We start from the raw sequence: 22,379 nt of genomic DNA, 5'->3' as shown, positions 1-22,379 counted from the left end.
GTTGCTCCGTGCCCCTTCCCGAGTTGTCCCCCGAACAGCGCGCCGCAGCCCTGGAGAAGGCCGCCGCGGCCCGCAAGTCCCGCGCCGAGCTGCGTGAGCGGCTGAAGACCAAGGGTGCGACGGTCGGCGACGTCCTCAAGCAGGGCGAGACCGACGAGGTCATCGGCAAGATGCGGGTCTCCGCGGTGCTCGAGTCCCTCCCCGGGGTCGGCAAGGCGCGTGCCGCCAAGATCATGGAGCGCCTCGAGATCTCCCCGACCCGTCGCGTCCGTGGTCTCGGCGCCAACCAGCGCAAGGCGCTGGAGGCCGAGTTCTCCGGCGAGGTCGTCGAGCCCTGAGCACGTTCCTGTCCCGACCGACCCGCACCCCCAGCCCGAGGACGCCGAGCGTGGCCCGCACCCCTGCCCGCCTGACGGTCCTCTCCGGCCCCTCCGGGGTGGGGAAGGGCACGGTCGTCGCCGAGGTCCGGCGCCGGCACCCGGAGGTCTGGGTGTCGGTGTCGGTCACGACCCGTACCCCGCGCCCCGGCGAGGTCGACGGCGAGCACTACTGGTTCGTCGACAACGAGTACTTCGACTGGCTCATCGAGCACGACGGCCTGCTCGAGTGGGCGGAGTACGCGGGCAACCGGTACGGCACCCCGGTCGCGCCGGTCCAGGAGCAGCTGGCCTCCGGGGCCCCGGCGCTGCTGGAGATCGAGCTGCAGGGCGCCCGGCAGGTGCGCGAGCGCGCGCCCGAGGCGCAGCTGGTCTTCCTGGCCCCGCCGTCGTGGGCCGAGCTGGTCAGCCGGCTGGCCGGCCGGGGCACCGAGCACCCCGAGGTGCAGTCCCGCCGGCTGGCGCTCGCCCAGGCCGAACTGGACGCCTCCGGGGAGTTCGACGTGGTCGTCGTGAACGACGACGTGGCCAGGGCCGCGGACGAGTTGGTAGGCTTGCTGACTGCGTCTCCGCCCGCCGGTCCCTGACCGCGGCCGAGGGCGCACCCGAGGCGACCGTGCGGAGCCATCCGCCGCCCGCCCGCACACCGAGTTGAGGAGCACGCCCGCCCGTGTCCGGAGTCGCACCCGCCCCTGAGGGCATCACCAACCCGCCGATCGACGAGCTGCTCGAGCGGACCACCAGCAAGTACGGGTTGGTCATCTACGCCGCCAAGCGTGCGCGCCAGATCAACGCCTACTACAGCCAGCTCTCCGAGGGCCTGCTGGAGTACGTCGGCCCGCTGGTCGACACCGCGCCCCAGGAGAAGCCGCTGTCGATCGCGCTCCGCGAGATCAACGAGGGCCTGCTGGCCCACACCGCCGGCGAGAACTGACGAAGGACCCCCTCGCCCCCCACTGCTCGCACGCTCGCAGCGGGCCCCTGCGAGGGGGCCGTTCCAGTCCCTACGGGTGACGCCCCTGGCACCGGGTGCCGGGGGCGTCGTCGTGTCTGCGGGAGGATGGACGGATGGCACAGATCGTCCTGGGCGTGGGTGGCGGCGTCGCGGCCTACAAATCCGCACTGCTGCTGCGCGCCCTCACCGAGTCCGGCCACGACGTCCGGGTGGTCCCCACCGCGTCGGCGCTGCGCTTCGTCGGCGCCGCGACCTTCGAGGCCCTCAGCGGCAACCCGGTGTCCACCGAGGTCTGGGACGACGTCCCCGAGGTCGCCCACGTGCGGATCGGGCAGCGCGCCGACCTCGTCCTGGTGAACCCGGCCACCGCCGACCTGCTGGCCCGGGCAGCCGCCGGCCGGGCCGACGACCTGCTCACCGCGACGCTGCTCACCGCCCACTGCCCGGTCGTCTTCGTGCCGGCCATGCACACCGAGATGTGGCTGCACCCGGCCACCCAGGACAACGTCGCGACACTGCGCCGCCGCGGAGCCGTCGTCCTGCCCCCGGCCGTGGGGCGGCTCACCGGCCCGGACTCCGGCCCCGGGCGGCTGCCCGAGCCGGCCGACGTCGCCGCGCTGGCCGAGCTGGTGCTGTCCGCGGGTGCCGGTGCACTGGCCCCCGACCTGAGCGGCCGCCGGGTGGTGATCAGCGCCGGGGGCACCCGGGAACCGCTGGACCCGGTCCGGTTCCTGGGCAACCGCTCCTCCGGGCTGCAGGGCTGGGCGCTCGCCCGGGTCGCCGCGGCCCGCGGCGCCGAGGTCGTGCTGGTCGCGGCCAACGTCGACCTGCCCGCTCCGTTCGGGGTGCGGGTGGTCCGGGTGGAGACCGCCGAGGAGCTCCGGCTCGCGATGTCGTCCGAGTCCTCCGGACGGCAGTCGTCCGAGTCCTCCGGACGGCAGCCGTCCGAGTCCTCCGGACGGCAGCCGGCCGAGAGCTCCGCGCAGGACGCTCTGCCCTTGGCGCGGGGCGAGGCGCGCCCGGCCGACGTCGTCGTCATGGCCGCCGCGGTCGCCGACTTCCGGCCCGCCACGGTCGCCGGCAGCAAGCTGAAGAAGGGCGGGGCGGCCGAGCCCAGCTCGGTGGAGCTGGTCCGCAACCCCGACGTCCTGGTCGAGCTCGTGGCCGCCCGGCCGGCCGGGCAGCTGGTCGTGGGCTTCGCCGCGGAGACCGGCGACGCCGAGGGCGACGTGCTGACCCACGCCCGCGCCAAGCTGGCCCGCAAGGGCGTCGACCTGCTGGTGGTCAACGACGTCTCCGCCGGCCGGGTCTTCGGCCGCACCGAGAACGAGGTCACCGTGCTGGCCGCCGACGGGTCGGCGACCGCCGTGCCGGCCGGCCGCAAGGACGCGGTCGCCGCCGCGATCTGGGACGTGGTGGCCGACCGGGTCGCCCGGCAGCCGTGACGCCACCGCCTCACCGAACGCGTGTCGGCTCCCGCCGGTAGCCTCAGCCGTCGGGCCGACCACTGCCGTGGTGCAGCCCGGCCGACCGCGAACAACGCGCTCGGCAGCCGACCCCAGGGAGAACCGAGTGCCACGCCGTCTCTTCACGTCCGAGTCGGTGACCGAGGGCCACCCCGACAAGATCGCCGACCAGATCAGCGACTCGATCCTGGACGCGATGCTCGCCCAGGACCCGCGCAGCCGCGTCGCCGTCGAGACCCTCATCACCACCGGCCAGGTGCACATCGCCGGTGAGGTCACCACCTCCGGCTACGTCGACATCGCCGACATCGTGCGCAAGACGATCCTGGGCATCGGCTACGACTCCTCCCGCAAGGGCTTCGACGGCGCCTCGTGCGGCGTCAGCGTCTCCATCGGGGCCCAGTCCCCGGACATCGCCCAGGGCGTGGACACCGGCTACGAGGCCCGCACCGCCGAGCTGACCGCGGCCGAGCACCGGGCCGCGGCCGCCGACGACCTGATCGAGCGCCAGGGCGCCGGCGACCAGGGCCTGATGTTCGGCTACGCGACCGACGAGACGCCCGAGCTGATGCCGCTGCCGATCGCGCTGGCGCACCGGCTGTCCCGGCAGCTGTCGGCCGTCCGCAAGGACGGGTCGGTGCCCTACCTGCGCCCGGACGGCAAGACGCAGGTCACCGTGGTCTACGAGGACGACCGCCCGGTCGCCGTGGACACCGTGGTGGTCTCCTCCCAGCACGCCGAGGACATCTCGATCGACACGCTGCTCGCCCCGGACGTGCAGGAGCTCGTGGTCGAGCCCGCGCTGCGCGAGCTCGGGCTGCCCACCACCGGCTACCGGCTGCTGGTGAACCCGACCGGCAAGTTCGTCATCGGCGGCCCGATGGGCGACGCCGGGCTCACCGGCCGCAAGATCATCGTCGACACCTACGGCGGCATGGCCCGGCACGGCGGCGGCGCCTTCTCCGGCAAGGACCCCTCGAAGGTCGACCGGTCCGGGGCCTACGCGATGCGCTGGGTGGCCAAGAACGTCGTCGCCGCCGGGCTGGCCCGCCGGTGCGAGGTCCAGGTCGCCTACGCGATCGGTGCCGCGCACCCGGTCGGCCTCTTCGTCGAGACCTTCGGCACCAACACGGTGCCCGAGGAGGTCCTGGAGAAGGCGATCTCGTCGGTGTTCGACCTGCGGCCCGGCGCGATCGTGCGGGACCTGGACCTGCTCCGGCCGATCTACGCCCCGACGGCGGCCTACGGCCACTTCGGCCGCTCCGACGTCGAGCTGCCCTGGGAGCGCCTGGACCGCGTCGACGCGCTGAAGTCGGCGGTGGGCGTCTCCTGAGCACGGCACGGCCGATCGACGACGACCCGGGCACCCGCATCCAGCGGGTCGCCCGGGTCGTCGTCGATGTGCCGCTGGCCCACCTGGACCGGCCCTTCGACTACGCCGTCCCGGACGAGCTCGCCGAGCAGGTGGTGGCCGGCTGTCGGGTCCGGGTGCGGTTCGCCGGCAAGCTGGTGGACGGCGTGGTCCTGGAGCTCGCCTCCGGCACCGACCACACCGGCAAGCTCGCGCCGCTGGCCAAGGTCGTCTCCGCCGAGCCGGTGCTGACCCCGGAGGTCGCCGAGCTGGCCCGCTCGGTCGCCGACCGGTACGCCGGGTCGCTCACCGACGTGCTGCGGCTGGCCCTGCCACCGCGCCGGGGCGCTCCGGAGAAGCGGCCCCGGCTCGACCCGCCGGCCCCACCGCCCGCCCCGGACCCGGCCGGCTTCGCCCGCTACCCGACCGGGCCGCAGCTGCTCACCGCGGTCGCCGAGGGGCACCCCGCCCGGGCGGTCTGGACGGCGCTGCCCGGCGAGGACTGGCCCACCCGGCTGGCCGAGCTGGCGCAGGCGGCGCTGTCCGGCGGCCGGGGTGCGCTGGTCGTCGTCCCCGACGGCAAGGACCTGGACCGGCTGGCGGCCGCGGCGGAGCGGCTGCTGCCGGCCGGCTCGGTCGCCGTGCTGCGCGCGGACTCCTCGCCGGACACCCGCTACGGCCGCTTCCTCGCCGCCTCCCGTGGCACCGCCCAGGTGGTGCTGGGCACCCGCGGCTCGGTGTTCGCACCGGTGCGGGAGCTGGGCCTGGTGGTGATCTGGGACGACGGCGACGACCTCCACGCCGAGCCGCGGGCGCCCTACCCGCACGCCCGCGACGTGCTGGTGCACCGGGCACACCTGGCCTCCTGCGCGGCCGTGGTCGCCGGGACGGCGCGCACCGCCGAGGCCGCGCTGCTGGTGGAGTCCGGGTGGGCGCACGAGCTGATCGCCGACCGGGCCACCCTGCGTGCCGCCGCCCCGCGGGTCGAGGCGCTGGGCAGCGACTTCGAGCTGGCCCGGGACCCGGCCGCGCGCTCCGCCCGGCTGCCCACGCTCGGGTTCACGGTCGCCCGGCGGGCGCTGGCCGACGGCGCCCCCGTGCTCATCCAGGTGCCCCGCGCCGGGTACGTGCCCTCGCTGGTCTGCGACCGCTGCCGGGCGCCGGCGCGGTGCGCGCACTGCGCCGGCCCACTGGGCATCGCGCCGGCACCGGGACCGAACGGCGTCCGGATCGCGGCCTGCCGGTGGTGCGCCCGCCCGGCGGCGACCTTCGACTGCCCGCACTGCCACGGCACCAAGCTGCGGGCCGCCGTCATCGGCGCCTCCCGCACGGCCGAGGAGCTGGGCCGGGCGTTCCCCGGCGCGGCCGTGCGGGTCTCCGGCCGCAGCTCCGGCGTGCTGGCCACGGTCCCCGGGGACCCGTCGATCGTGGTGGCCACCCCCGGGGCGGAGCCGGTGGCCGAGGGCGGCTACGGCGCGGCCCTGCTGCTGGACTCCTGGGCGCTGCTGGGCCGGGCGGACCTGCGGGCGGGGGAGGAGACGATGCGCCGCTGGATGAACGCGGCCGCGCTGGTGCGCGCCGGCGGCCAGGTGGTGGTCGCCGCCGACGCCGGGCACCCGGTCGTGCAGGCGCTCGTCCGCTGGGACCCGGCCGGGCTGGCCACCCGCGAGCTGGCCGACCGCCGGGAGCTGGGCTTCCCGCCGGTCACCCGGATGGCCTCGCTGTCGGCGTCCCCGGGCGCGCTGGCGGACTTCCTCGCCGCCCTGCGGCTGCCCGAGGGCGCCGACGTCCTCGGGCCGGTGCCCGAGCCGCCCCGGCCGGGGCAGGAGGGCGAGCGGGAGCGCTACCTGGTCCGGGTGCGGCGCAGCGACGGGGTCGCCCTGGCGCGGGCACTGCACGACGTCCAGGGGGTGCGCAGCGCCAAGAAGGTCACCGAGCACGTCCGCGTCCAGCTGGACCCGCTCGAACTGGCCTAGTGGCCGGCCGTGCCACGGAGGTCGCCCAGCGGGTCCAGCTGGACCCGCGTGAACGGGCCTGGTCGACCGGCGGCTGAGCGCCGGCCGGCGCCCGACCGCGACGAGCCGCTGCGCCGGAGGACCGTCGACGGTCGTCTTCCCAGAAGCTGGACGAGCCGCCCTCGGCACCCTTGACAACTTTTCTTGTCGGGAGCACGGTGACCTCGTGCACGACGTCGAGGTGATCGAGAGCGCGGACGCAGCAGCCGCCGCCCTGGACCCGGTCCGGGCCCGGCTGCTCGGCGAGCTGACCGTCCCGGCGTCGGCCGCCGGGCTCGCCGCGCAGGTGGGCATCGCGCGCCAGAAGGTGAACTACCACCTCAAGGCGCTGGAGGCCCACGGGCTGGTGGAGCTGGCCGAGGAGCGCCGGCACGGGGGGATCACCGAGCGGGTGCTGCAGGCGTCGGCGGCGTCCTACGTCGTGTCGCCGGCGGTGGTCAGCGCGTCCGCCGCCGACCCGGACGCCAACGCCGACCACCTGTCGGGCGGCTACCTCGTCGCGCTGGCCGGCCGGCTGGTGCGCGAGGTCGGCGCCCTGGCCCGCCGGGCCGGCGCGACCGGCACCCGCCTGCCGACGCTGACCATCGACACCCGGATCGGCTTCCGGTCGGCCGCCGACCGGGCTGCCTTCGCCGACGACCTCACCGCAGCGGTGCTCGACCTGGCCGCCCGGTACCACCACGACGACGGGCGCCCGCACCGGCTCGTCGTCGCCGCCCACCCCGTCCCCGAGGAGAAGTCAGAGGAGAGGTCATGAGCACTGTCCCGAACGTCCCGTACCGCCTGGAGTTCAGCGTCGAGGTCCCGGGCACCCCGGAACAGGTCTGGGAGGCCATCGCCACCGCGAAGGGCATGAGCGCCTGGTTCACCCAGACCGAGATGGAGGAGCGCGAGGGCGGGTCCCTGCACTTCACCATGGGCCCGGAGATGGGCTCCGACGGCCGGGTCACCGGCTGGGACCCGCCGCGCCGCCTCGTCTACGAGGAGGACTGGGCTGCCCTCATGGGCAAGGACCCGGACTCGCTGAGCCCGCTGACGTCGGAGTTCGTCGTCGAGGCCCGGTCCGGCGGCACCTGCGTCGTGCGCGTCACCAGCAGCGGTTTCGGGATCGGCGCCGCCTGGGAGTCCGAGTGGTGGGACACCCTGGCCCCGGGGTGGCTGCCGTTCTTCGACAACCTGCGCCTCTACCTGGCGCACTTCACCGGCCAGGAGGCCACCCAGCTGGAGGCCACCGCCTCCCACGCCGGCGACGCGGAGACCCTCTGGTCGACCCTGCGTGCGGCACTCGGACTGGGCGAGGAGGGCACCCCGGTGGAGGCGCGCGGCGCCACCGGCACGGTGGAGCGGGTAGGCGAGCGGCAGGCGCAGGTCCGGCTCACCGCGCCGGTGCCCGGGATGCTCACCGCCTTCACGTACGGCGAGGAGGACGGGAAGGCGACCGCGGGCGTGCGGGCGTATCTGTTCTCCGCAGACGCGGCGGAGCACGTGCGGCGCGAGCAGCCGGCCTGGCAGGCCTGGCTGCAGGAGCTCCCCGTGCCGGCCTGACCTCCCGCACCGGACCGGCACCCCGCCGGCCGCAGGGTCAGTCGATCGGCTGGTCCAGCAGCTGCGCCAGCTCGGCGTCCAGCTGGGCGGCGGCCAGGTCCTCGACGGCGCGCTCGGTGGCCCGGCGCCAGCGCACCGGCAGCGTCGTGGCGGCGGTGCCCACCCCGACCACGATCCCGACCAGCAGGTGCGGTCGCGGGTGACCACGTCGGCGCAGCGCCCGGGCCAGCGGGCCGTGGACGGCCGTCGCCGCCAGCCCCCAGCCGGTCGTCGCGAGCGCCTGGTGCCGGGTCACCGCCCGGTCGGCGGGGGACGCCGACTCGACCGGCATCCCCCGGAACGTGCGCCGGAGCGAGGGCAGGTCGTGGGCCACCGCGTCGGCGGCGACGGTGAGCATCAGCGCCGAGTAGACCCGGAAGCGGGCCGCGGACCGGGGCGGCAGGTCGAGGGCCGCCTCGGCACCGCCGACCGTCAGTCCGTCGACGAGGGTGCTGATCACGGCGTGGACGCGGTGCGAGGCGAGTGAGGCCATGGCTGCACCGTAGCCAGATCACCCTGCAGGCGCCGCAGCCCGCGACACCTACCATCGTCGGGTGAGCGTCACCCCCATCCGGATCATGGGCGACCCGGTGCTGCGCACCCCGGCCGCCCCCGTCGTCGACTTCGACGCCGAACTGCGTCAGCTCGTCGCCGACCTGACCGACACGATGCACGCGGCCGGCGGCGCCGGCCTCGCTGCGCCGCAGATCGGCGTCGGCCTGCGCGTGTTCACCTGGTACGTCGACGGCGAGGTCGGCCACCTGGTCAACCCCGACGTCGTCCCCGTGGGCGAGGACGTCGAGCGGGACGCCGAGGGCTGCCTGTCCATCCCCGGCTACCGGTTCGACTGCGACCGCTACCTCACCGTCGCCGCCACCGGCTGGGACATGCACGGCGAGCCGATCCGGGTGGAGGGCTCGCACAAGCTCGCCCGGGCCATCCAGCACGAGACCGACCACCTCGACGGCGTCCTCTTCGTCGACCGGCTCGACGCCGAGGCCCGCGCGGCCGCCCTGGACGTGCTGCAGGGCGCCGAGTGGCAGGGCGCGCCGGCGTGGCTGCCCGACGGGTCGCCGGTGCCGGCACCCGTGGTGAAGGTGAGCCCCCACTGAGGCTCCTGTTCGCCGGCACCCCGGCGCCGGCCGTCGTCGCCCTGGACGCACTGCTGGGCTCCGCCCACGACGTCGTCGCCGTCCTCACCCGGCCCGACGCCCCGTCCGGCCGCGGCCGGCGCACCAGCCGGTCACCGGTCGCCGAGCGCGCCGACGCCGCCGGCATCCCGGTGCTCCAGCCCCGCTCCCCGCGGGAGCCGGAGTTCCTCCTCCAGCTCGCCGAGCTCTCCGTCGACTGCGCCCCCGTGGTCGCCTACGGCGCCCTGGTGCCGCCGGCGGCCCTGGCGGTCCCGCGGCACGGCTGGGTGAACCTGCACTTCTCGCTGCTGCCCGCCTGGCGCGGCGCCGCCCCGGTGCAGCACGCGATCATGGCCGGTGACGAGGTCACCGGCGCGGCCACCTTCCAGCTGGAGGCGGGCCTGGACACCGGCCCGGTCTTCGGCGTGGTCACCGAGCCGATCGGCGCCACCGACACCGCCGGCGACCTGCTGGACCGGCTGGCCGTCAGCGGTGCCCGGCTGCTGGTCGCCACGCTGGACGGCATCGCCGACGGCTCGCTGCAGCCCGAGCCCCAGCCGGCCGAGGGGGTCAGCCTGGCGCCGCGCATCGAGACCGCCGACGCCCAGGTCGACTGGGCCCTGCCGGCCCACGTCGTCGACCGCCGGGTGCGCGGCGTGACGCCGGCCCCCGGCGCCTGGACGACGTGGCGCGGCAACCGGCTGCGGCTCGCGCCGGTCGAGCCGCTGCCCTCCTCGCTCGCGCTGGAGCCCGGTGAGCTGTCGGTCGGGCCGACCGGGGTGCTGGTGGGCACCGGGCGCGGTGCCGTCCGGCTGTCGTCGGTGCAGCCGGCCGGCAAGAGAATGCTGCCGGCGGCCGACTGGGCACGCGGCGCGCGCCTGGAACCGGGTGAGCGACTCGGTGCGCAGGTGACCGCATGACCGGCCCGGAGCGCCGGGCCGGCCACAAGCGGCGGAACGACCCCGGCACCGGCAACCAGCGCCCGCAGTCCCGACGGCACCGGCCGACCCTGGACGGCGCCCGGCTGACCGCCTACGACGTGCTCGACGGCGTCTCCAGCCGGGCGGCCTACGCCAACCTGCTGCTGCCGCAGCTGCTGCGCGAGCGGCAGCTCGAACCCCGGGACGCCGCCTTCGCCACCCAGCTGGCCTACGGCACGCTGCGCGCCACCGGCACCCTGGACGCCGTCCTGACCACGCTGGTGTCCCGGCCGCTGGCCGAGCTCGACCCGAAGGTGCTGGACCTGCTGCGGCTGGGCGCCTACCAGCTGATCGACCTGCGGGTGCCGGCGCACGCCGCAGTCGACACCACCGTCGCGCTGACCCGGGCGATCGTCGGTACCGGCGCCTCCGGACTGGTCAACGCGGTCCTGCGCAAGGTCGCCGCCGGGGGTGACCGGGCGGCCTGGGTCGCCGCCCTCGCCCCGGCCGACGACGACGAGCGGCTGACGCTCACCACCGACCACCCGCGCTGGATCGTGGAGGCCTGGCGGGACGCGCTGGCCGACGGCGACGAGGTCGAGCCCGCGCTGCTCGCCGACGACGCCGCACCCGAGGTGCACCTGGTCGCCCGGCATGTCGACCGGGACGAGCTGGCCGCCGCCTCCGGTGGGGAACCCGGGCCGTGGTCGCCGCACGCCGTCCGGCTGCACGGGGGCGACCCGGGCCGGCTGGCCGCGGTCCGCTCCGGCGCGGCCGCGGTGCAGGACGAGGGCAGCCAGCTGGCCGCGCTCGCCCTGGTCCGGGCGCCGCTGGAGGGGCCGGACGCGCGCTGGCTGGACATGTGCGCCGGCCCGGGGGGCAAGGCGGGTCTGCTGGCCGCCGTCCGGCCGGCCGGGGTCCACCTGACCGCGGCCGACCGCAGCGAGCACCGCGCCGAGCTGGTGCGCGGCGCCCTGGCCGGTGAGGACGACGTCGAGGTGCTGGTCGCCGACGGCACGGCGCCGAGCTGGCCGGCCGGGTCGTTCGACCGGGTGCTCCTGGACGCGCCCTGCACCGGGCTGGGGGCGCTGCGCCGCCGTCCGGAGGTGCGCTGGCGCCGGACGGCCGCCGACGTCGCGCCGCTGGCCGAGCTGCAGCGGCAGCTGCTGGACAGCGCACTCGCCTCGGTGCGGCCCGGGGGAGTGGTCGCCTACGTGACCTGCTCACCGCACACCGGCGAGACCGTCGCCGTGGTGGACGCGGTCGCCGGCCGGGACGACGTCGAGGTGCTCCCGGTGGCCCCGCTGTTCCCCGAGGTGCCCGGCATCGAGCGCGGAGAGCACGCCCAGCTGTGGCCGCACCGGCACGGCACCGACGCGATGTTCATGGCGCTGCTCCGCCGCACCCGCTGACGAAACCGGGTGACCGGGGGCCCCGGCACGGCTAGCGTCCGCAGCCGTGCCGTGGCTCCCGGAGGACTTCCGCCACCCCGTCCACGCCGACCTGCCGACGGGTGAGCACCTGCGGCCGATGAGCGAGGCCGACACCGGGATCGACTTCCCGGCGGTGATGGGCTCCCGGGAGCGGCTGTGGTCGGTCTACGGGCCGGCCTGGGGCTGGCCGCCGGCGACGATGACCGTCGAGGCCGACCGGGAGGACCTCGCCCGGCACGCCCGGGAGACCGCCGCCCACGAGAGCTTCCTGTACGGCCTGTTCCCGCCGGAGGAGGCCGAGCTGCTCGGCTGCGTGTACGTCGACCCGCCGGAGAAGGCCGGCAGTGCGGACGCCGAGGTCTCCTGGTGGGTGGTCGACCGGCTGGTCGGCAGCCCGACGGAGTCCGCGCTGGACGCCTTCGTGCCCGCCTGGCTGGCCCGGGACTGGCCGCTGCGGGCACCGCGGTACGTCGGCCGTGACCTCAGCTGGGCCGACTGGCTGGCACTGCCCGACCTCCCCTGACCCGCCCGACACCCCGGCCGCCTGCCCGACCGCCCGGCCGGCGATGTGCGGTGGGTGCCCGGTCCCGGCCGGGAACGGGCACCCACCGCACAGTGGTCGCCGTCGGTCAGAAGGGGAACTGCCGCTTGGTGTGCTGGACGCTGATCCAGTGGTCGGTGGTGAACTCCTCGATCGCCCACTCGCCGCCGAAGCGGCCCAGCCCGGACTCCTTCTCCCCGCCGAAGGCGGTGTTGTTCTCGTCGTTGAGCGGGGAGTCGTTGACGTGGGTCATCCCGGCCTCGACCCGCAGCGCGAACTCCACGCCCCGCTGGCTGTCCCGGGTGAACACGGCGCTGGACAGGCCGTACTCGGTGTCGTTGGCGATGGCGAGCGCGTCCTCCTCGTCCCGCGCCCGGACGATCGTGGCCACCGGGCCGAAGACCTCCTGGCGGGCGGTGGCGACGTCGTTGCCGCCCACCAGCACGTGCGGCGGCAGCACCGAACCGATCGGGCCGGTCGGCTCACCGCCGAGGACCTGGCGGGCGCCGTCGGCGATCGACTGGGCGACCATCTCCTGGATGCCGTCCAGCTGCTTGCTGTTGATGATCGGGCCGATCACGGTGTCGGGCTCGGTGGGGTCACCGGCCTTCAGCCCGCGCACCCGCTCGACGTAGCGGTCGACGAACTCGTCGTGCACGGAGTCGTCCACCACGATCCGGTTGGTGATCATGCAGACCTGGCCCTGGTGGAAGAACTTGCCGAACACCGCGGCGTCCACGGCGTAGTCCAGGTCGGCGTCGTCCAGCACCACCAGCGGGCCGTTGCCCCCCAGTTCCAGCGACAGCTTCTTCAGCCCGGCCTTCTCCGCGATCCCCTTGCCCACCGGTGTGGACCCGGTGAAGGAGACGACCCGGGGCGTCGGGTGGGAGACGATCGCGTCACCGATGTCGCTGCCGGAGCCGATCAGCACCGACAGCAGCCCCTCGGGCAGCCCGGCCTCCTCGTAGACCTTGGCCAGCAGCAGCCCGCCGGTCACCGGGGTGTCCCCGGCAGGCTTGAGGACGACGGCGTTGCCGGTGGCCAGCGCGGGCGCCACCGACCGGTTGGACAGGTGCATCGGCACGTTCCACGGGCTGATGACGGCGACCACGCCCACCGGGCGCCGGTAGACCCGGCTCTCCTTGCCCTCGATGTCGGCCGGCAGGATCCGGCCCTCCATCCGGTACGGATAGGACGACGCCTCGTGGAAGTCGCGCAGCGTGATCGCGAACTCGAACTCGGCGGTGGGCGCGGTGGCTCCGCTCTCCCGGATGTGCCAGTCGACGATCTCGTCCTTGCGGGCCTCCATGATCCGGGCCGCCCGGCGCATCACGTCGGCGCGGTCGCTGGGCAGCCGGGCGGCCCAGTCGCGCTGCGCCTCCTTCGCGCGGGCGTAGGCCTCGTCGAGGTCGTCGGCGTCGGCGAGCGGGATCTCGGTCAGGGTCTCGCCGGTGTAGGGGTCGGTGTCGGTCGCGGTCTTCCCGGCCCGGCCGGCGCGCCAGGTGCCGGCGATCGGCATCCGGTCGAAGCCGTCGTAGCGGGCAGGTGCTGAGGTCTCCGCTGTCATGTGACGGATCGGTACCCGCTCGTCCGGGACGGACACGTGGGCGCCCGGACGGAGCTGCCCGGGCCGGGCCGAGGCGGACGCGTGTCCGCTCGGGCGGGGCGGCCCGCCACGGCCCCGGGACGAGACGGGGCGGGGCGCGCCGCTGGTCGCGACGCGCCCCGCACCGCGGTCCTCAGCCGGTCAGCTGACCGCCTCCAGGGCGTCGACGCGGCCCTCGCCGAAGTGGCCGTTGACCTGCGGGGTGCCGGTGCAGGTCGTCGTCCCGGTCGGGCAGGGGACGTCGTCGGCCTGGGCGTAGAGCAGGTCGGTCAGCGCCGTGCCGGACAGCTCCGGGTGCGCGGACTTCAGCAGCGCGGCCACCCCGGCCACGTGCGGGGAGGCCATCGAGGTGCCCGACTTCAGCCCGTAGCCGCCGCCGGTGACGGTGGACAGGATCGCCCGGCCGGGGGCAGCGACGTCGATGACGCCCTCGCCGTAGTTGGAGAAGGAGGACTTGGCGCCGGACCGGTCGGTGGAGGCGACGGTGACCACGCCGTCCAGCTCGGCGGGGATGTCGAGGCAGTCGTCGTCGATCGGCCGGGTCACCGGGGTGGTGTCGTTCGGGCTGGAGCTGTCCACGGTCTTGTTCGCCAGGTCGACGTTGGAGTTGCCCGCCGCCGCCACGTTCACCACGCCCCGGTCCTGGGAGTACTGCACGGCCCGGTCCACGGCGGTCTTCACCGCGCGCTGGTCGGCGCTGTCGTCGCACCAGAACTGCCAGGGGTCGATGTAGTAGCTGTTGTTGGTCACGTCGGCGCCGGTGGCCACGGCCTGCATGAAGCCGCAGATGGCGGCCTCGGCGTAGATGAAGCCGTCGTCGTTGACCACCTTCACCGCGGACAGCCGCACGCCGGGGGCGACCCCGACGATGCCGACCCCGTTGCGGGCGGCGGCGACCGTGCCCGCGACGTGGGTGCCGTGGTCGCTGGTCGTGGGCTGCCAGGACGCGTAGCTGGCGTCGGGGGAGCCGCTGAGGCAGCCGGCCGAGGCGGCGGTGTCGATGTTCGCGGCCAGGTCGGGGTGGTCGCCCTGGATGCCGGAGTCCAGGACGGCGACCAGCACGTCCCGGCTGCCGTCGGTGACCAGGTGGGCCTGGTCGGCCCCGATCGCCTGCATGTCCCACTGCTCGGCCTCGCGCGGGTCGGCGGCGGCGACGGTGAGGTCCTCGATGCCCGGTGTCCGCTCCGCGCGCGGCGCCGGCCTGCCGTTGCCGGACTCGCCCCGGGCCAGCGGGTCGCTGTGCTCGTAGGTCGGGTCGGTCGCGGCCACGGCCGCGGTGCGGGTGGCCCCGACGGACTCGACGGCCTTCTCCCGGCGGAGGGCTGCGGCGAAGCCCGTGTCGTCGGACTGGGCGATGACCACGCCGATCTCGGCGTAGGACACCACGACGGTGCCGCCGGCGGCGGTGACGGCCCGCTCGACCTTGAGCACCTGGCCGCGGTTGGCGGTGGCGACGTTGATCGCGTAGTTCTGCAGGTCACCCTGCACGTACCCGGACGACGCCGGCGGTGCGGCGAGGGCGGCCGTCGGGGCGAGCGCGGCGACGCCGAGCGCGGTGGCCAGGGCGAGGCCGGTGGCCAGGGTGCGGGTGGCGCTGCGGGCGGTCCCGCGGGGGACGGCGGTGGTGCGGGGCGTGGTGGTGCGGGGCGCGGTGGTGCGGGGCATGGTGCTCCTCGTCCAGCGGAGTGGGGCCGGGACCTGGCGGAGCCGGGTGCCGGTGCCGGGGGACGCTAGGTCGGACCACGCAGGGTCACAAGAGGGTCACGGGAAGTCGCTGGCCAGGGGGTCGCCGCGCCATCGGACGGAGCGGCCGCCGCGCCGGTGGAGTGACCCGCGCCACATCCGCCCGGGCGTGGGTCGCGATCGAGCCGGCCGGCCCTGCGGGCCGCCGCCGGTGGACCGTGGCCGTGGACGGGCGGCCCCCTACGATCGCCGGGTGTCCCGGGAACCGATGATCGCGCCCAGCCTGCTGTCCGCGGACTTCGCCCGGCTCGCCGACGAGGTCCAGCGGATCGCCGACGCCGACTGGGTGCACGTCGACGTGATGGACGCGCACTTCGTGCCCAACCTGACCCTCGGCCTCCCGGTGGTCCAGGCGATCCAGGCGGTCAGCCCCGTCCCGCTGGACTGCCACCTGATGATCGAGCACCCGGAGCGCTGGGCCCCGGGCTACGCCGAGGCCGGTGCCCGCAACGTCACCGTGCACGCCGAGGCCTGCACCGACCCCCGCGCGGTGGCCCGTGACCTCAAGGCCGCCGGGGCGCTGGCCGGGCTGGCGATCAAGCCCGGCACGCCGCTGGACACCTGGCTCGACGTGCTGCCGGAGTTCGACACGCTGCTGGTGATGACCGTGGAGCCCGGCTTCGGCGGGCAGTCGTTCATGCCGGAGGTGCTGCCGAAGGTCCGGGAGGCCCGGCGCCTGGTCGAGGCCGGCCACCTGCAGCTGTTCCTCGAGGTCGACGGCGGGATCAACGCCGACACCATCGAGCAGGCCGCCGAGGCCGGCGCCGACGTCTTCGTCGCGGGCTCCGCCGTCTACGGCGCCGACGACCCGGCCCGGGCGATCGCCGCCCTGCGGGCCCAGGCCGCGCGCGCCCGGTGAACGCCGCCGAGCAGGCGGCGATGGCCCGGGCCCGGGACCTGGGGCTGCGGGTGCTGGGCACGACCAGCCCCAACCCGCCGGTCGGTGCGGTGCTGCTGGACGCGGCCGGCGCCGTCGTGGGGGAGGGGGCGACCTCCCCGCCGGGTGGCCCGCACGCCGAGGTGCACGCGCTCGCCCAGGCCGGCGAGCGGGCCCGCGGGGGCACCGCCGTCGTCACCCTCGAGCCGTGCGCGCACACCGGCCGCACCGGGCCGTGCGCCGATGCGCTGATCGCCGCAGGGGTCGCCCGCGTGGTCGTCGCCGTCCCCGAGCCGACCCGGCTGGCCACCGGCGGCGCCGACCGGCTGCGCCGGGCCGGGGTCGACGTCGAGCTGGGCGCCGAGCAGGCCGCAGCCGCCGAGGGCGCGCTGGCCGGCTGGCTGACCGGGGTGCACGAGCACCGCCCCCAGGTCGTCTGGAAGGTCGCCACCACCCTGGACGGCCGGGTCGCCGCCGCCGACGGCACCAGCCGCTGGATCACCGGGCCCGAGGCCCGGGCAGCCGTGCACCAGCTGCGGGCCACCTGCGACGCGGTGCTCGTCGGCTCCGGGACGGCGCTCGCCGACGACCCGCAGCTCACCGTCCGGGACGCCGAGGGCCGCACCGCCGACCGCCAGCCGCTGCGGGTGGTGCTGGACCGCCGCGGCCGGGTACCGGCCACCGCCCGGGTGCACGACGCCGCCGCCCGCACACTGGTCAGCCGGGCCGCCGGCCCCGCCGCGCTGCTGGCCGAGCTGTTCGACGCCGACGTCCGCCGGGTGCTGCTGGAGGGCGGGCCGACCCTGGCCGCCGCCTTCCTCGCCGCCGGCCTCGTCGACGAGGCCGTGGTGCACGTCGCTCCCACGCTGCTGGGCGGCGGCGCCGCCATGGTGGGCGGCCTGGGAATCAGCACGATCACCGACGCGCTGCACCTGCAGGTCACCGACGTCACCCGCATGGGCGGGGACGTGCAGATCCGGTTGCGACCCACCCGGCACACTGGGTGGACAGCGTCGACCGGCGGAGGGAGCTGAGGTGTTCACCGGCATCGTGGAAGAGCTCGGCACCCTGGTCGTGCGCGAGGACGGCGCGGACAGCGCGGTGCTGCGCATCCGGGCACGCAAGGCCCTGGAGGACGTCGCCCTGGGCGACTCGATCGCGGTCAACGGCGTCTGCCTGACCGTCACTGGCGTCGAGCCCGGCCCCGACGGCACCGGCGTCTGGAGCACCGACGTGATGGCCGAGACGCTGCGCCGCAGCAGCCTCGGCGCCACCGGCTCCGGCGACCGGGTGAACCTCGAGCGCGCCGTCACCCCGCAGACCCGGCTGGGCGGCCACATCGTGCAGGGCCACGTCGACGGCGTGGGCACCGTGGTCTCCCGCACCCCCGGCGACGACTGGGAGGTCGTGCGGATCGCCGTCCCGGCCGAGCTGGCCCGCTACGTCGTGGAGAAGGGCTCGATCACCGTCGACGGCGTCTCGCTGACCGTGAGCGCCCTCGCTGACGCACCCGAGCCCTGGTTCGAGGTCAGCCTCATCCCCACCACCCTGCGCGAGACCACCCTGGGCGAACGAGCCCCCGGTGACCGGGTCAACCTGGAGGTGGACGTCATCGCCAAGTACGTCGAACGACTGTTGGGAGCCCGTCGGTGAGTGCGTTCCAGCTGGACTCGGTCGAGAGCGCGATCGCGGCGGTCAAGAGCGGTCGGCCCGTCGTCGTCATCGACGACGAGGACCGCGAGAACGAGGGCGACCTGATCTTCGCCTCGGAGCTCGCCACCCCCGAGCTGGTGGCCTTCATGGTCCGCTACACCTCGGGCTACATCTGCGTGGCGGTCACCGAGGAGGACGCCGACCGGCTCGACCTGCCCCCCATGTTCCGGGTGAACCAGGACCGCCGCGGCACGGCCTACACCGTCACCGTCGACGCCCGGGAGGGCGTCACCACCGGCATCTCCGCCGCCGACCGGGCGCACACCATCCGCACCCTGGCCGCCGCGGACACCGGCTCCGCCGACCTCGCCCGGCCCGGGCACGTGGTGCCGCTGCGCGCCAAGGACGGCGGCGTGCTGCGCCGTCCCGGCCACACCGAGGCCGCCGTCGACCTCGCCGTCCTGGCCGGCCTGCGGCCCTCGGGCACGCTGTGCGAGGTCGTCAGCGAGAAGGACCCGACCGGCATGGCGCGCGGTGAGGAGCTGCGCGTCTTCGCCGACGAGCACGACCTGGTGATGGTCTCCATCGCCGACCTGATCGCCTACCGCAAGCGCTTCGACAAGCTGGTCGAGCGGGTCGCCGAGGCCCGCGTCCCGCTGCGCGCCGGGGAGTTCACCGCGGTCGGCTACCGCAGCTCCTACGACGAGCGCGAGCACGTCGCCTTCGTCTACGGCGACTTGGGCGGATCGGACGGGGTGGCCCCCGGGGACGACGTGCTGGTCCGGGTGCACTCCGAGTGCCTGACCGGCGACGTGTTCGGCTCGCTGCGCTGTGACTGCGGCCCCCAGCTGGACGCCGCGCTGGCCGCCGTCGCCCAGGAGGGCCGCGGCGTCGTCCTCTACATCCGCGGGCACGAGGGCCGGGGCATCGGCCTGCTGCACAAGCTGCAGGCCTACCAGCTGCAGGACACCGGCGTGGACACCGTCGACGCCAACCTCGACCTCGGCCTGCCCGCGGATGCCCGCGACTACGGCACCGGCGCGCAGATCCTCGTCGACCTGGGCATCCACACGATGCGGCTGCTCACCAACAACCCGGCCAAGCGCGCCGGGCTGGAGGGCTACGGCCTGAAGATCACCGGCCGGGTCGCGCTGCCCAGCAGCGTCACCGCCGACAACGTCGGCTACCTGCGCACCAAGCGGGACCGGATGGGGCACCTGCTGGAGATCATCGAGCCCGACGCCGCCGACACCGGCGGGCAGCCGCCCGCACCGGAGCGGCGCGCCGACGAGCAGCCGCTGTGACCGGGTCGCGACCCCTCCCACGGCACACTGCACCATCCCTTCCGACGCCGTCCCTCCCGACGACGTCCCTCCCGACGACGAGCAGCACCGAGGAGAACCAATGAGCGGGTCCGGAGCGCCGGGGCAGGAGCCGATCGACGCCGCGGGGCTGACCCTGGGCATCGTGGCGACCACCTGGCACCGCGACATCACCGAGTCGCTGCTGAAGCGGTCGATCGCCTGCGCCGAGGCCGCGGGCATCCCGGAGCCGACCGTCGTCCGGGTGCCCGGCGCCATCGAGCTGCCCGTGGTCGCCCAGGCGCTGGCCGCCACCCACGACGCCGTCGTGGCGCTCGGCGTCGTCGTCCGCGGCGGCACACCGCACTTCGAGTACGTCTGCGACTCCTTCACCGCCGGCCTCACCCGGGTGTCGCTGGACTCGGGCAAGCCCGTCGGCAACGGCGTCCTGACCACCGAGGGCGAGCAGCAGGCCCGCGACCGCGCCGGCATGGACGACTCTGGCGAGGACAAGGGCTGGGAGGCCACCGCCGCGGCGCTGCAGACCGCCCTGGTGCTGCGCGAGCTGCGCAGCCCCAGGCAGAGCACCGGCTTCGGGGTCGGCCCGGCATGAAGACGTTCGACCAGCTGTTCGCCGAGCTGAGCGACAAGGTGCAGGCCGGCGACCCGGCCTCGGGCACCGTCACCGCCGTCCGGGACGGCGTGCACGCCGCCGGCAAGAAGGTCGTGGAGGAGGCGGCGGAGTCCTGGATGGCCGCCGAGCACGAGGGCGCGGAGCGGACGGCGGAGGAGATCAGCCAGCTCCTCTACCGCGTGCAGGTGCTCATGCTGGCCCGCGGGCTCGACCTGGACGACGTCTACGCTCACCTCTAGAAGGACCCTCCTGCCCCCCACGCCTCGCAAGCTCGGCGCGGGCCCCTGCAGGAGGGCCGGGTCACACACCGTCGTCCTCGAAGGAGCCCCCTCAGTGCTGCGCGTCGCCGTCCCGAACAAGGGTGTCCTGAGCGAGCCCGCGGCGGCGATGCTCGCCGAGAGCGGGTACCGGCAGCGGCGCACCAGCAGTGAGCTGGCGGTCTACGACCCCGAGAACGACACCGAGTTCTTCTACCTCCGCCCGCGGGACATCGCGATCTACGTCGCGGCCGGCACGCTGGACGTCGGCATCACCGGCCGGGACATGCTGCTGGAGACCACCCCGCCGGAGGGCGGCGACGTGGCGGCCGAGGTGATGCCGCTGGGCTTCGGCCGGTCCTCGTTCCGCTTCGCCAGCCCGGCGGAGTCCCCGGTCGACGAGGTCGCGAAGCTCGAGGGCAAGCGGATCGCCACCGCCTACCCCGGGCTGCTGCAGCGCTTCCTCGACGAGACCGGCATGAAGGCCGCCGTGGTCAAGCTCGACGGTGCCGTGGAGACCGCCTGCCGGCTCGGCGTCGCCGACGCCGTCTGCGACGTGGTGGAGACCGGCACCACGCTGCGTGCCGCCGGGCTGCGGATCATCGGCGACCCGGTGCTGGCCAGCGAGGCCGTGCTGGTCGGCCGGGCCGGGGCCGACGAGGTGCCGGCCGTCGCCCAGCTGCGCCGCCGGCTGCAGGGTGTCCTGGTCGCCCGGCGCTACGTGATGCTCGACTACGACTGCCCCAACGACCTGCTCGGCCAGGCCACCGCGCGCACCCCGGGGCTCGAGGGGCCGACGGTCAGCCCGCTGCAGACGCCGGGCTGGTCGGCCGTGCGGGCGATGGTGCTCAAGGACGACACCAACCGGGTGATGGACGAGCTCTGGGAGCTCGGCGCGCGGGCGATCCTGGTCACCAGCATCGCCGCTTCCCGCATCTGACCGGAGCACACTGGCGGCATGCGCCGCGCCGTCCTGCTGACCCTTGCCCTCCCGCTGATGGTGCTGGCCGCCTGCGGCTCCGGGGACGACGCCGGGTCGGCGGTCGGCTCCACGACCCCACCGGCGACGACCTCCGCGACCGGGCCGACGGCGTCGGACCCGGCCACCAGCACCGCTCCGGAGGACACCGCGGGCGCCGACTCCACCCTGGTCGTCGAGTACGACCCGGGGGAGGGGGCGCCGGTGGAGCAGTACACCCTCGCCTGCGGGGACTCGGTCGAAGGCGACCTCCCCGACGCCGAGGCGGCCTGCCAGCACCTGGCCGGGCTCGAGGACCCCTTCGCCCCGGTGCCCGACGACGTGGTCTGCACCCAGCTGTTCGGGGGACCCCAGACCGCGCACGTCACCGGCCAGTGGCGCGGGGAGCCGGTCGACCTGCAGCTCTCCCGCACCGATGGCTGCCGGATCGCACAGTGGGACCGGCTGGGGCCACTCCTCCCGGGCCCGGCCCGCTGACCGGTCGAGCCCGGGCCCGGGATCAGCGCGGGCGGCTGGTGCGGTCGACGAGGTCGATCGCGGTGCACAACCCCAACGCCATCGCTCGCCCGCTGGTCGAGCCGGTGGCCAGCAACGTGGCGATGGCCGGTGCCAGCGCACCGTCGCCGACCAGGCCCCGCAGCACGGCGGCGAACTCGCCGCTGACCCGCCCGGCGGCGGCGTGCCGCAGCAGCGCCCGGGACAGCTCGGTGGTGCGCCCGTTGGCCAGCCCGGTCACGCCGGCACCGAACCGCTCGGCGGCGGGGTGCCCCAGCAGCACCAGCCCGGCGGTGACGCCGGCGAGGACGTCGTCGCCGGCGGGGGTCAGACCGGGGCCCAGGCCGATCAGCCGGGTGGCGGTGCGCAGGGCCGCGTCGACGTCGGCCCGGCGGACGGCGCCGCGCAGCGCGGCCAGCGGGCCACTGGGCCCACCGGGCAGGCCGGGGAGGACGAACGCGCTGTGCGGCACGCCCTCGCCGTACAGCGCCGAACGCAGCTGACGGACCCCCTCGGGGAGCAGTGCCGGGCGTGCGGTGGGCAGCTTGGGCCGGGGGTCCCACCAGGCGGCGGCGCTCACGGTCAGGTCCCCGACGGTCAGCCGGCCGCCACCCAGCCGGGCGGGGGCGCCGCTGGGGACGGAGACCACCGGCCGGCCGTTCGACGGCCGGAAGAGCACCAGGCCCAGCGGGAGCCGGGCGGCGTCGGAGGTCAGCACGCCCACCACGTCCGGACCCTGCGGGGTCGGCACCGCCAGGTACACCGCCGCCGGCACCGACAGCAGGACCCGGGCCGACCGGACCGGCCCGCGCAGCAGGTCGGCGATCCCGGTGCTGGCCTGGGCGGGCACCGAGGTGCCGGCCGCCCGGGCGCCGGGCGCGGCGGACGCGCGGGGCAGCGGGATGGTCGGGACGCCGGCCCGGGCGGCCCGCCCGGTGGCGGTGTCGTCGGGGATCGTGTCCCGGCCGTGGCCGTCAGTGCTCTCGTCGACGGTGCGCATGTGCCCTCCACCCGTGCGGTCGACGGGCGACGTCTGCGGCGGCGCCCGTCCCGGTCTGGCTC

At 75.6% G+C, this 22,379-nt stretch carries 24 protein-coding genes; 20 read left to right on the top strand and 4 right to left on the bottom strand.

Annotation, left to right across the window (positions count from 1 at the left end; all coding sequences use genetic code 11):
- Positions 1-8: 8 nt before the first annotated feature.
- The 8 genes from mihF to FB380_RS19665 all read left to right on the top strand — a co-directional run bounded on the left by mihF (position 9) and on the right by FB380_RS19665 (position 7,709).
- Positions 9-338 (top strand): integration host factor, actinobacterial type, encoded by a 330-nt coding sequence (gene mihF, locus FB380_RS19700; protein ID WP_166756973.1) that lies wholly within the window; start codon positions 9-11, stop codon positions 336-338.
- A gap of 50 nt (positions 339-388) precedes the next feature.
- Positions 389-964 (top strand): guanylate kinase, encoded by a 576-nt coding sequence (gene gmk / locus FB380_RS19695; protein ID WP_166756972.1) that lies wholly within the window; start codon positions 389-391, stop codon positions 962-964.
- A gap of 83 nt (positions 965-1,047) precedes the next feature.
- The gene (gene rpoZ, locus FB380_RS19690; RefSeq protein WP_036335031.1) at positions 1,048-1,311 is read left to right on the top strand and encodes a DNA-directed RNA polymerase subunit omega; all 264 of its coding nucleotides are present in this window, start codon (positions 1,048-1,050) and stop codon (positions 1,309-1,311) included.
- A gap of 134 nt (positions 1,312-1,445) precedes the next feature.
- On the top strand, positions 1,446-2,777 hold the full coding sequence (coaBC, locus tag FB380_RS19685) for a bifunctional phosphopantothenoylcysteine decarboxylase/phosphopantothenate--cysteine ligase CoaBC (RefSeq protein ID WP_166756971.1): 1,332 nt from the start codon (positions 1,446-1,448) through the stop codon (positions 2,775-2,777).
- Positions 2,778-2,904: 127 nt separating this feature from the next.
- On the top strand, positions 2,905-4,131 hold the full coding sequence (gene metK / locus FB380_RS19680) for a methionine adenosyltransferase (RefSeq protein ID WP_166756970.1): 1,227 nt from the start codon (positions 2,905-2,907) through the stop codon (positions 4,129-4,131).
- Positions 4,128-6,125 carry a primosomal protein N' gene (locus FB380_RS19675; RefSeq protein ID WP_208383859.1) on the top strand — a complete coding sequence of 666 codons (1,998 nt, stop codon included), beginning with the start codon at positions 4,128-4,130 and terminating at the stop codon, positions 6,123-6,125. Before metK ends, FB380_RS19675 begins: the two co-directional genes overlap by 4 nt.
- 205 nt (positions 6,126-6,330) lie before the next feature.
- Positions 6,331-6,921, top strand: a complete 591-nt coding sequence (locus FB380_RS19670; RefSeq protein WP_166756969.1) for an ArsR/SmtB family transcription factor — start codon at positions 6,331-6,333, stop codon at positions 6,919-6,921.
- On the top strand, positions 6,918-7,709 hold the full coding sequence (locus FB380_RS19665; protein ID WP_166756968.1) for an SRPBCC family protein: 792 nt from the start codon (positions 6,918-6,920) through the stop codon (positions 7,707-7,709). The genes FB380_RS19670 and FB380_RS19665 overlap by 4 nt, the downstream gene beginning before the upstream one ends.
- Positions 7,710-7,746: 37 nt before the next feature.
- Here FB380_RS19665 and FB380_RS19660 read toward each other — a convergent pair whose 3' ends face one another.
- The gene (locus FB380_RS19660; protein WP_166756967.1) at positions 7,747-8,241 is read right to left on the bottom strand and encodes a hypothetical protein; all 495 of its coding nucleotides are present in this window, start codon (positions 8,239-8,241) and stop codon (positions 7,747-7,749) included.
- A gap of 61 nt (positions 8,242-8,302) precedes the next feature.
- Here FB380_RS19660 and def point away from each other — a divergent pair, with 61 nt between their 5' ends.
- Genes def through FB380_RS19640 form a run of 4 tightly spaced genes read left to right on the top strand, consistent with a single transcriptional unit; the run spans position 8,303 to position 11,754 of the window.
- Positions 8,303-8,860, top strand: a complete 558-nt coding sequence (gene def, locus FB380_RS19655) for a peptide deformylase (RefSeq protein WP_166756966.1) — start codon at positions 8,303-8,305, stop codon at positions 8,858-8,860.
- On the top strand, positions 8,803-9,798 hold the full coding sequence (fmt, locus tag FB380_RS19650; RefSeq protein WP_229682164.1) for a methionyl-tRNA formyltransferase: 996 nt from the start codon (positions 8,803-8,805) through the stop codon (positions 9,796-9,798). Before def ends, fmt begins: the two co-directional genes overlap by 58 nt.
- Complete coding sequence (locus FB380_RS19645; RefSeq protein WP_166756965.1) at positions 9,795-11,210, top strand: RsmB/NOP family class I SAM-dependent RNA methyltransferase; 1,416 nt, start codon at positions 9,795-9,797, stop codon at positions 11,208-11,210. Before fmt ends, FB380_RS19645 begins: the two co-directional genes overlap by 4 nt.
- 46 nt (positions 11,211-11,256) lie before the next feature.
- Entirely contained in the window at positions 11,257-11,754 is a 498-nt protein-coding gene (locus FB380_RS19640; RefSeq protein WP_166756964.1) for an N-acetyltransferase, read from the top strand.
- Positions 11,755-11,860: 106 nt separating this feature from the next.
- Here the strand turns inward: FB380_RS19640 and FB380_RS19635 are convergent, their stop codons facing one another.
- Entirely contained in the window at positions 11,861-13,339 is a 1,479-nt protein-coding gene (locus tag FB380_RS19635; protein WP_166756963.1) for an aldehyde dehydrogenase family protein, read from the bottom strand.
- A gap of 180 nt (positions 13,340-13,519) precedes the next feature.
- Positions 13,520-15,043: a S8 family serine peptidase gene (locus FB380_RS19630; RefSeq protein WP_166756962.1), complete on the bottom strand. Its 1,524-nt coding sequence runs from the start codon at positions 15,041-15,043 to the stop codon at positions 13,520-13,522.
- A 271-nt stretch (positions 15,044-15,314) separates the two neighbouring features.
- Here FB380_RS19630 and rpe point away from each other — a divergent pair, with 271 nt between their 5' ends.
- The 8 genes from rpe to FB380_RS19590 all read left to right on the top strand — a co-directional run bounded on the left by rpe (position 15,315) and on the right by FB380_RS19590 (position 21,299).
- The gene (rpe, locus tag FB380_RS19625) at positions 15,315-15,980 is read left to right on the top strand and encodes a ribulose-phosphate 3-epimerase (RefSeq protein WP_229682163.1); all 666 of its coding nucleotides are present in this window, start codon (positions 15,315-15,317) and stop codon (positions 15,978-15,980) included.
- Positions 15,977-17,032: a bifunctional diaminohydroxyphosphoribosylaminopyrimidine deaminase/5-amino-6-(5-phosphoribosylamino)uracil reductase RibD gene (gene ribD, locus FB380_RS19620; protein WP_229682162.1), complete on the top strand. Its 1,056-nt coding sequence runs from the start codon at positions 15,977-15,979 to the stop codon at positions 17,030-17,032. The genes rpe and ribD overlap by 4 nt, the downstream gene beginning before the upstream one ends.
- Before the next feature lies 1 nt (position 17,033).
- On the top strand, positions 17,034-17,651 hold the full coding sequence (locus FB380_RS19615; RefSeq protein ID WP_166756961.1) for a riboflavin synthase: 618 nt from the start codon (positions 17,034-17,036) through the stop codon (positions 17,649-17,651).
- Positions 17,648-18,955, top strand: coding sequence for a bifunctional 3,4-dihydroxy-2-butanone-4-phosphate synthase/GTP cyclohydrolase II (locus FB380_RS19610; protein WP_229682161.1), 1,308 nt, complete (start codon positions 17,648-17,650; stop codon positions 18,953-18,955). The genes FB380_RS19615 and FB380_RS19610 overlap by 4 nt, the downstream gene beginning before the upstream one ends.
- Positions 18,956-19,055: 100 nt before the next feature.
- Entirely contained in the window at positions 19,056-19,565 is a 510-nt protein-coding gene (gene ribH / locus FB380_RS19605) for a 6,7-dimethyl-8-ribityllumazine synthase (RefSeq protein WP_166756960.1), read from the top strand.
- A complete protein-coding gene (locus FB380_RS19600) occupies positions 19,562-19,825 on the top strand; it encodes a phosphoribosyl-ATP diphosphatase (protein ID WP_166756959.1) in 264 nt (87 codons plus the stop codon). The genes ribH and FB380_RS19600 overlap by 4 nt, the downstream gene beginning before the upstream one ends.
- 94 nt (positions 19,826-19,919) lie before the next feature.
- Entirely contained in the window at positions 19,920-20,783 is an 864-nt protein-coding gene (gene hisG, locus FB380_RS19595) for an ATP phosphoribosyltransferase (protein WP_166756958.1), read from the top strand.
- An 18-nt stretch (positions 20,784-20,801) separates the two neighbouring features.
- Complete coding sequence (locus tag FB380_RS19590) at positions 20,802-21,299, top strand: SSI family serine proteinase inhibitor (protein ID WP_208383705.1); 498 nt, start codon at positions 20,802-20,804, stop codon at positions 21,297-21,299.
- 22 nt (positions 21,300-21,321) lie between these two features.
- Here the strand turns inward: FB380_RS19590 and FB380_RS19585 are convergent, their stop codons facing one another.
- The gene (locus tag FB380_RS19585; RefSeq protein WP_166756957.1) at positions 21,322-22,317 is read right to left on the bottom strand and encodes an oxamate carbamoyltransferase subunit AllH family protein; all 996 of its coding nucleotides are present in this window, start codon (positions 22,315-22,317) and stop codon (positions 21,322-21,324) included.
- Positions 22,318-22,379: the final 62 nt, after the last annotated feature.

Source organism: Modestobacter marinus (assembly GCF_011758655.1).
In the GTDB taxonomy this organism is placed as follows: Bacteria; Actinomycetota; Actinomycetes; order Mycobacteriales; family Geodermatophilaceae; genus Modestobacter; species Modestobacter marinus.
Note: the sequence above shows the minus strand (reverse complement) of the source record. Positions and strands in the feature narration are given on the sequence as shown.

Excerpts from the sequence above, each read along its gene's own strand:
- FB380_RS19665 (WP_166756968.1), top strand. The coding sequence starts at position 6,918 with ATGAGCACTGTCCCGAACGTCCCGTACCGCCTGGAGTTCAGCGTCGAG.
- FB380_RS19585 (WP_166756957.1), bottom strand. The coding sequence starts at position 22,317 with ATGCGCACCGTCGACGAGAGCACTGACGGCCACGGCCGGGACACGATC.
- FB380_RS19630 (WP_166756962.1), bottom strand. The coding sequence starts at position 15,043 with ATGCCCCGCACCACCGCGCCCCGCACCACCACGCCCCGCACCACCGCC.
- FB380_RS19645 (WP_166756965.1), top strand. The coding sequence starts at position 9,795 with ATGACCGGCCCGGAGCGCCGGGCCGGCCACAAGCGGCGGAACGACCCC.
- FB380_RS19600 (WP_166756959.1), top strand. The coding sequence starts at position 19,562 with ATGAAGACGTTCGACCAGCTGTTCGCCGAGCTGAGCGACAAGGTGCAG.
- coaBC (WP_166756971.1), top strand. The coding sequence starts at position 1,446 with ATGGCACAGATCGTCCTGGGCGTGGGTGGCGGCGTCGCGGCCTACAAA.
- FB380_RS19635 (WP_166756963.1), bottom strand. The coding sequence starts at position 13,339 with ATGACAGCGGAGACCTCAGCACCTGCCCGCTACGACGGCTTCGACCGG.
- ribH (WP_166756960.1), top strand. The coding sequence starts at position 19,056 with ATGAGCGGGTCCGGAGCGCCGGGGCAGGAGCCGATCGACGCCGCGGGG.
- FB380_RS19590 (WP_208383705.1), top strand. The coding sequence starts at position 20,802 with ATGCGCCGCGCCGTCCTGCTGACCCTTGCCCTCCCGCTGATGGTGCTG.
- FB380_RS19660 (WP_166756967.1), bottom strand. The coding sequence starts at position 8,241 with ATGGCCTCACTCGCCTCGCACCGCGTCCACGCCGTGATCAGCACCCTC.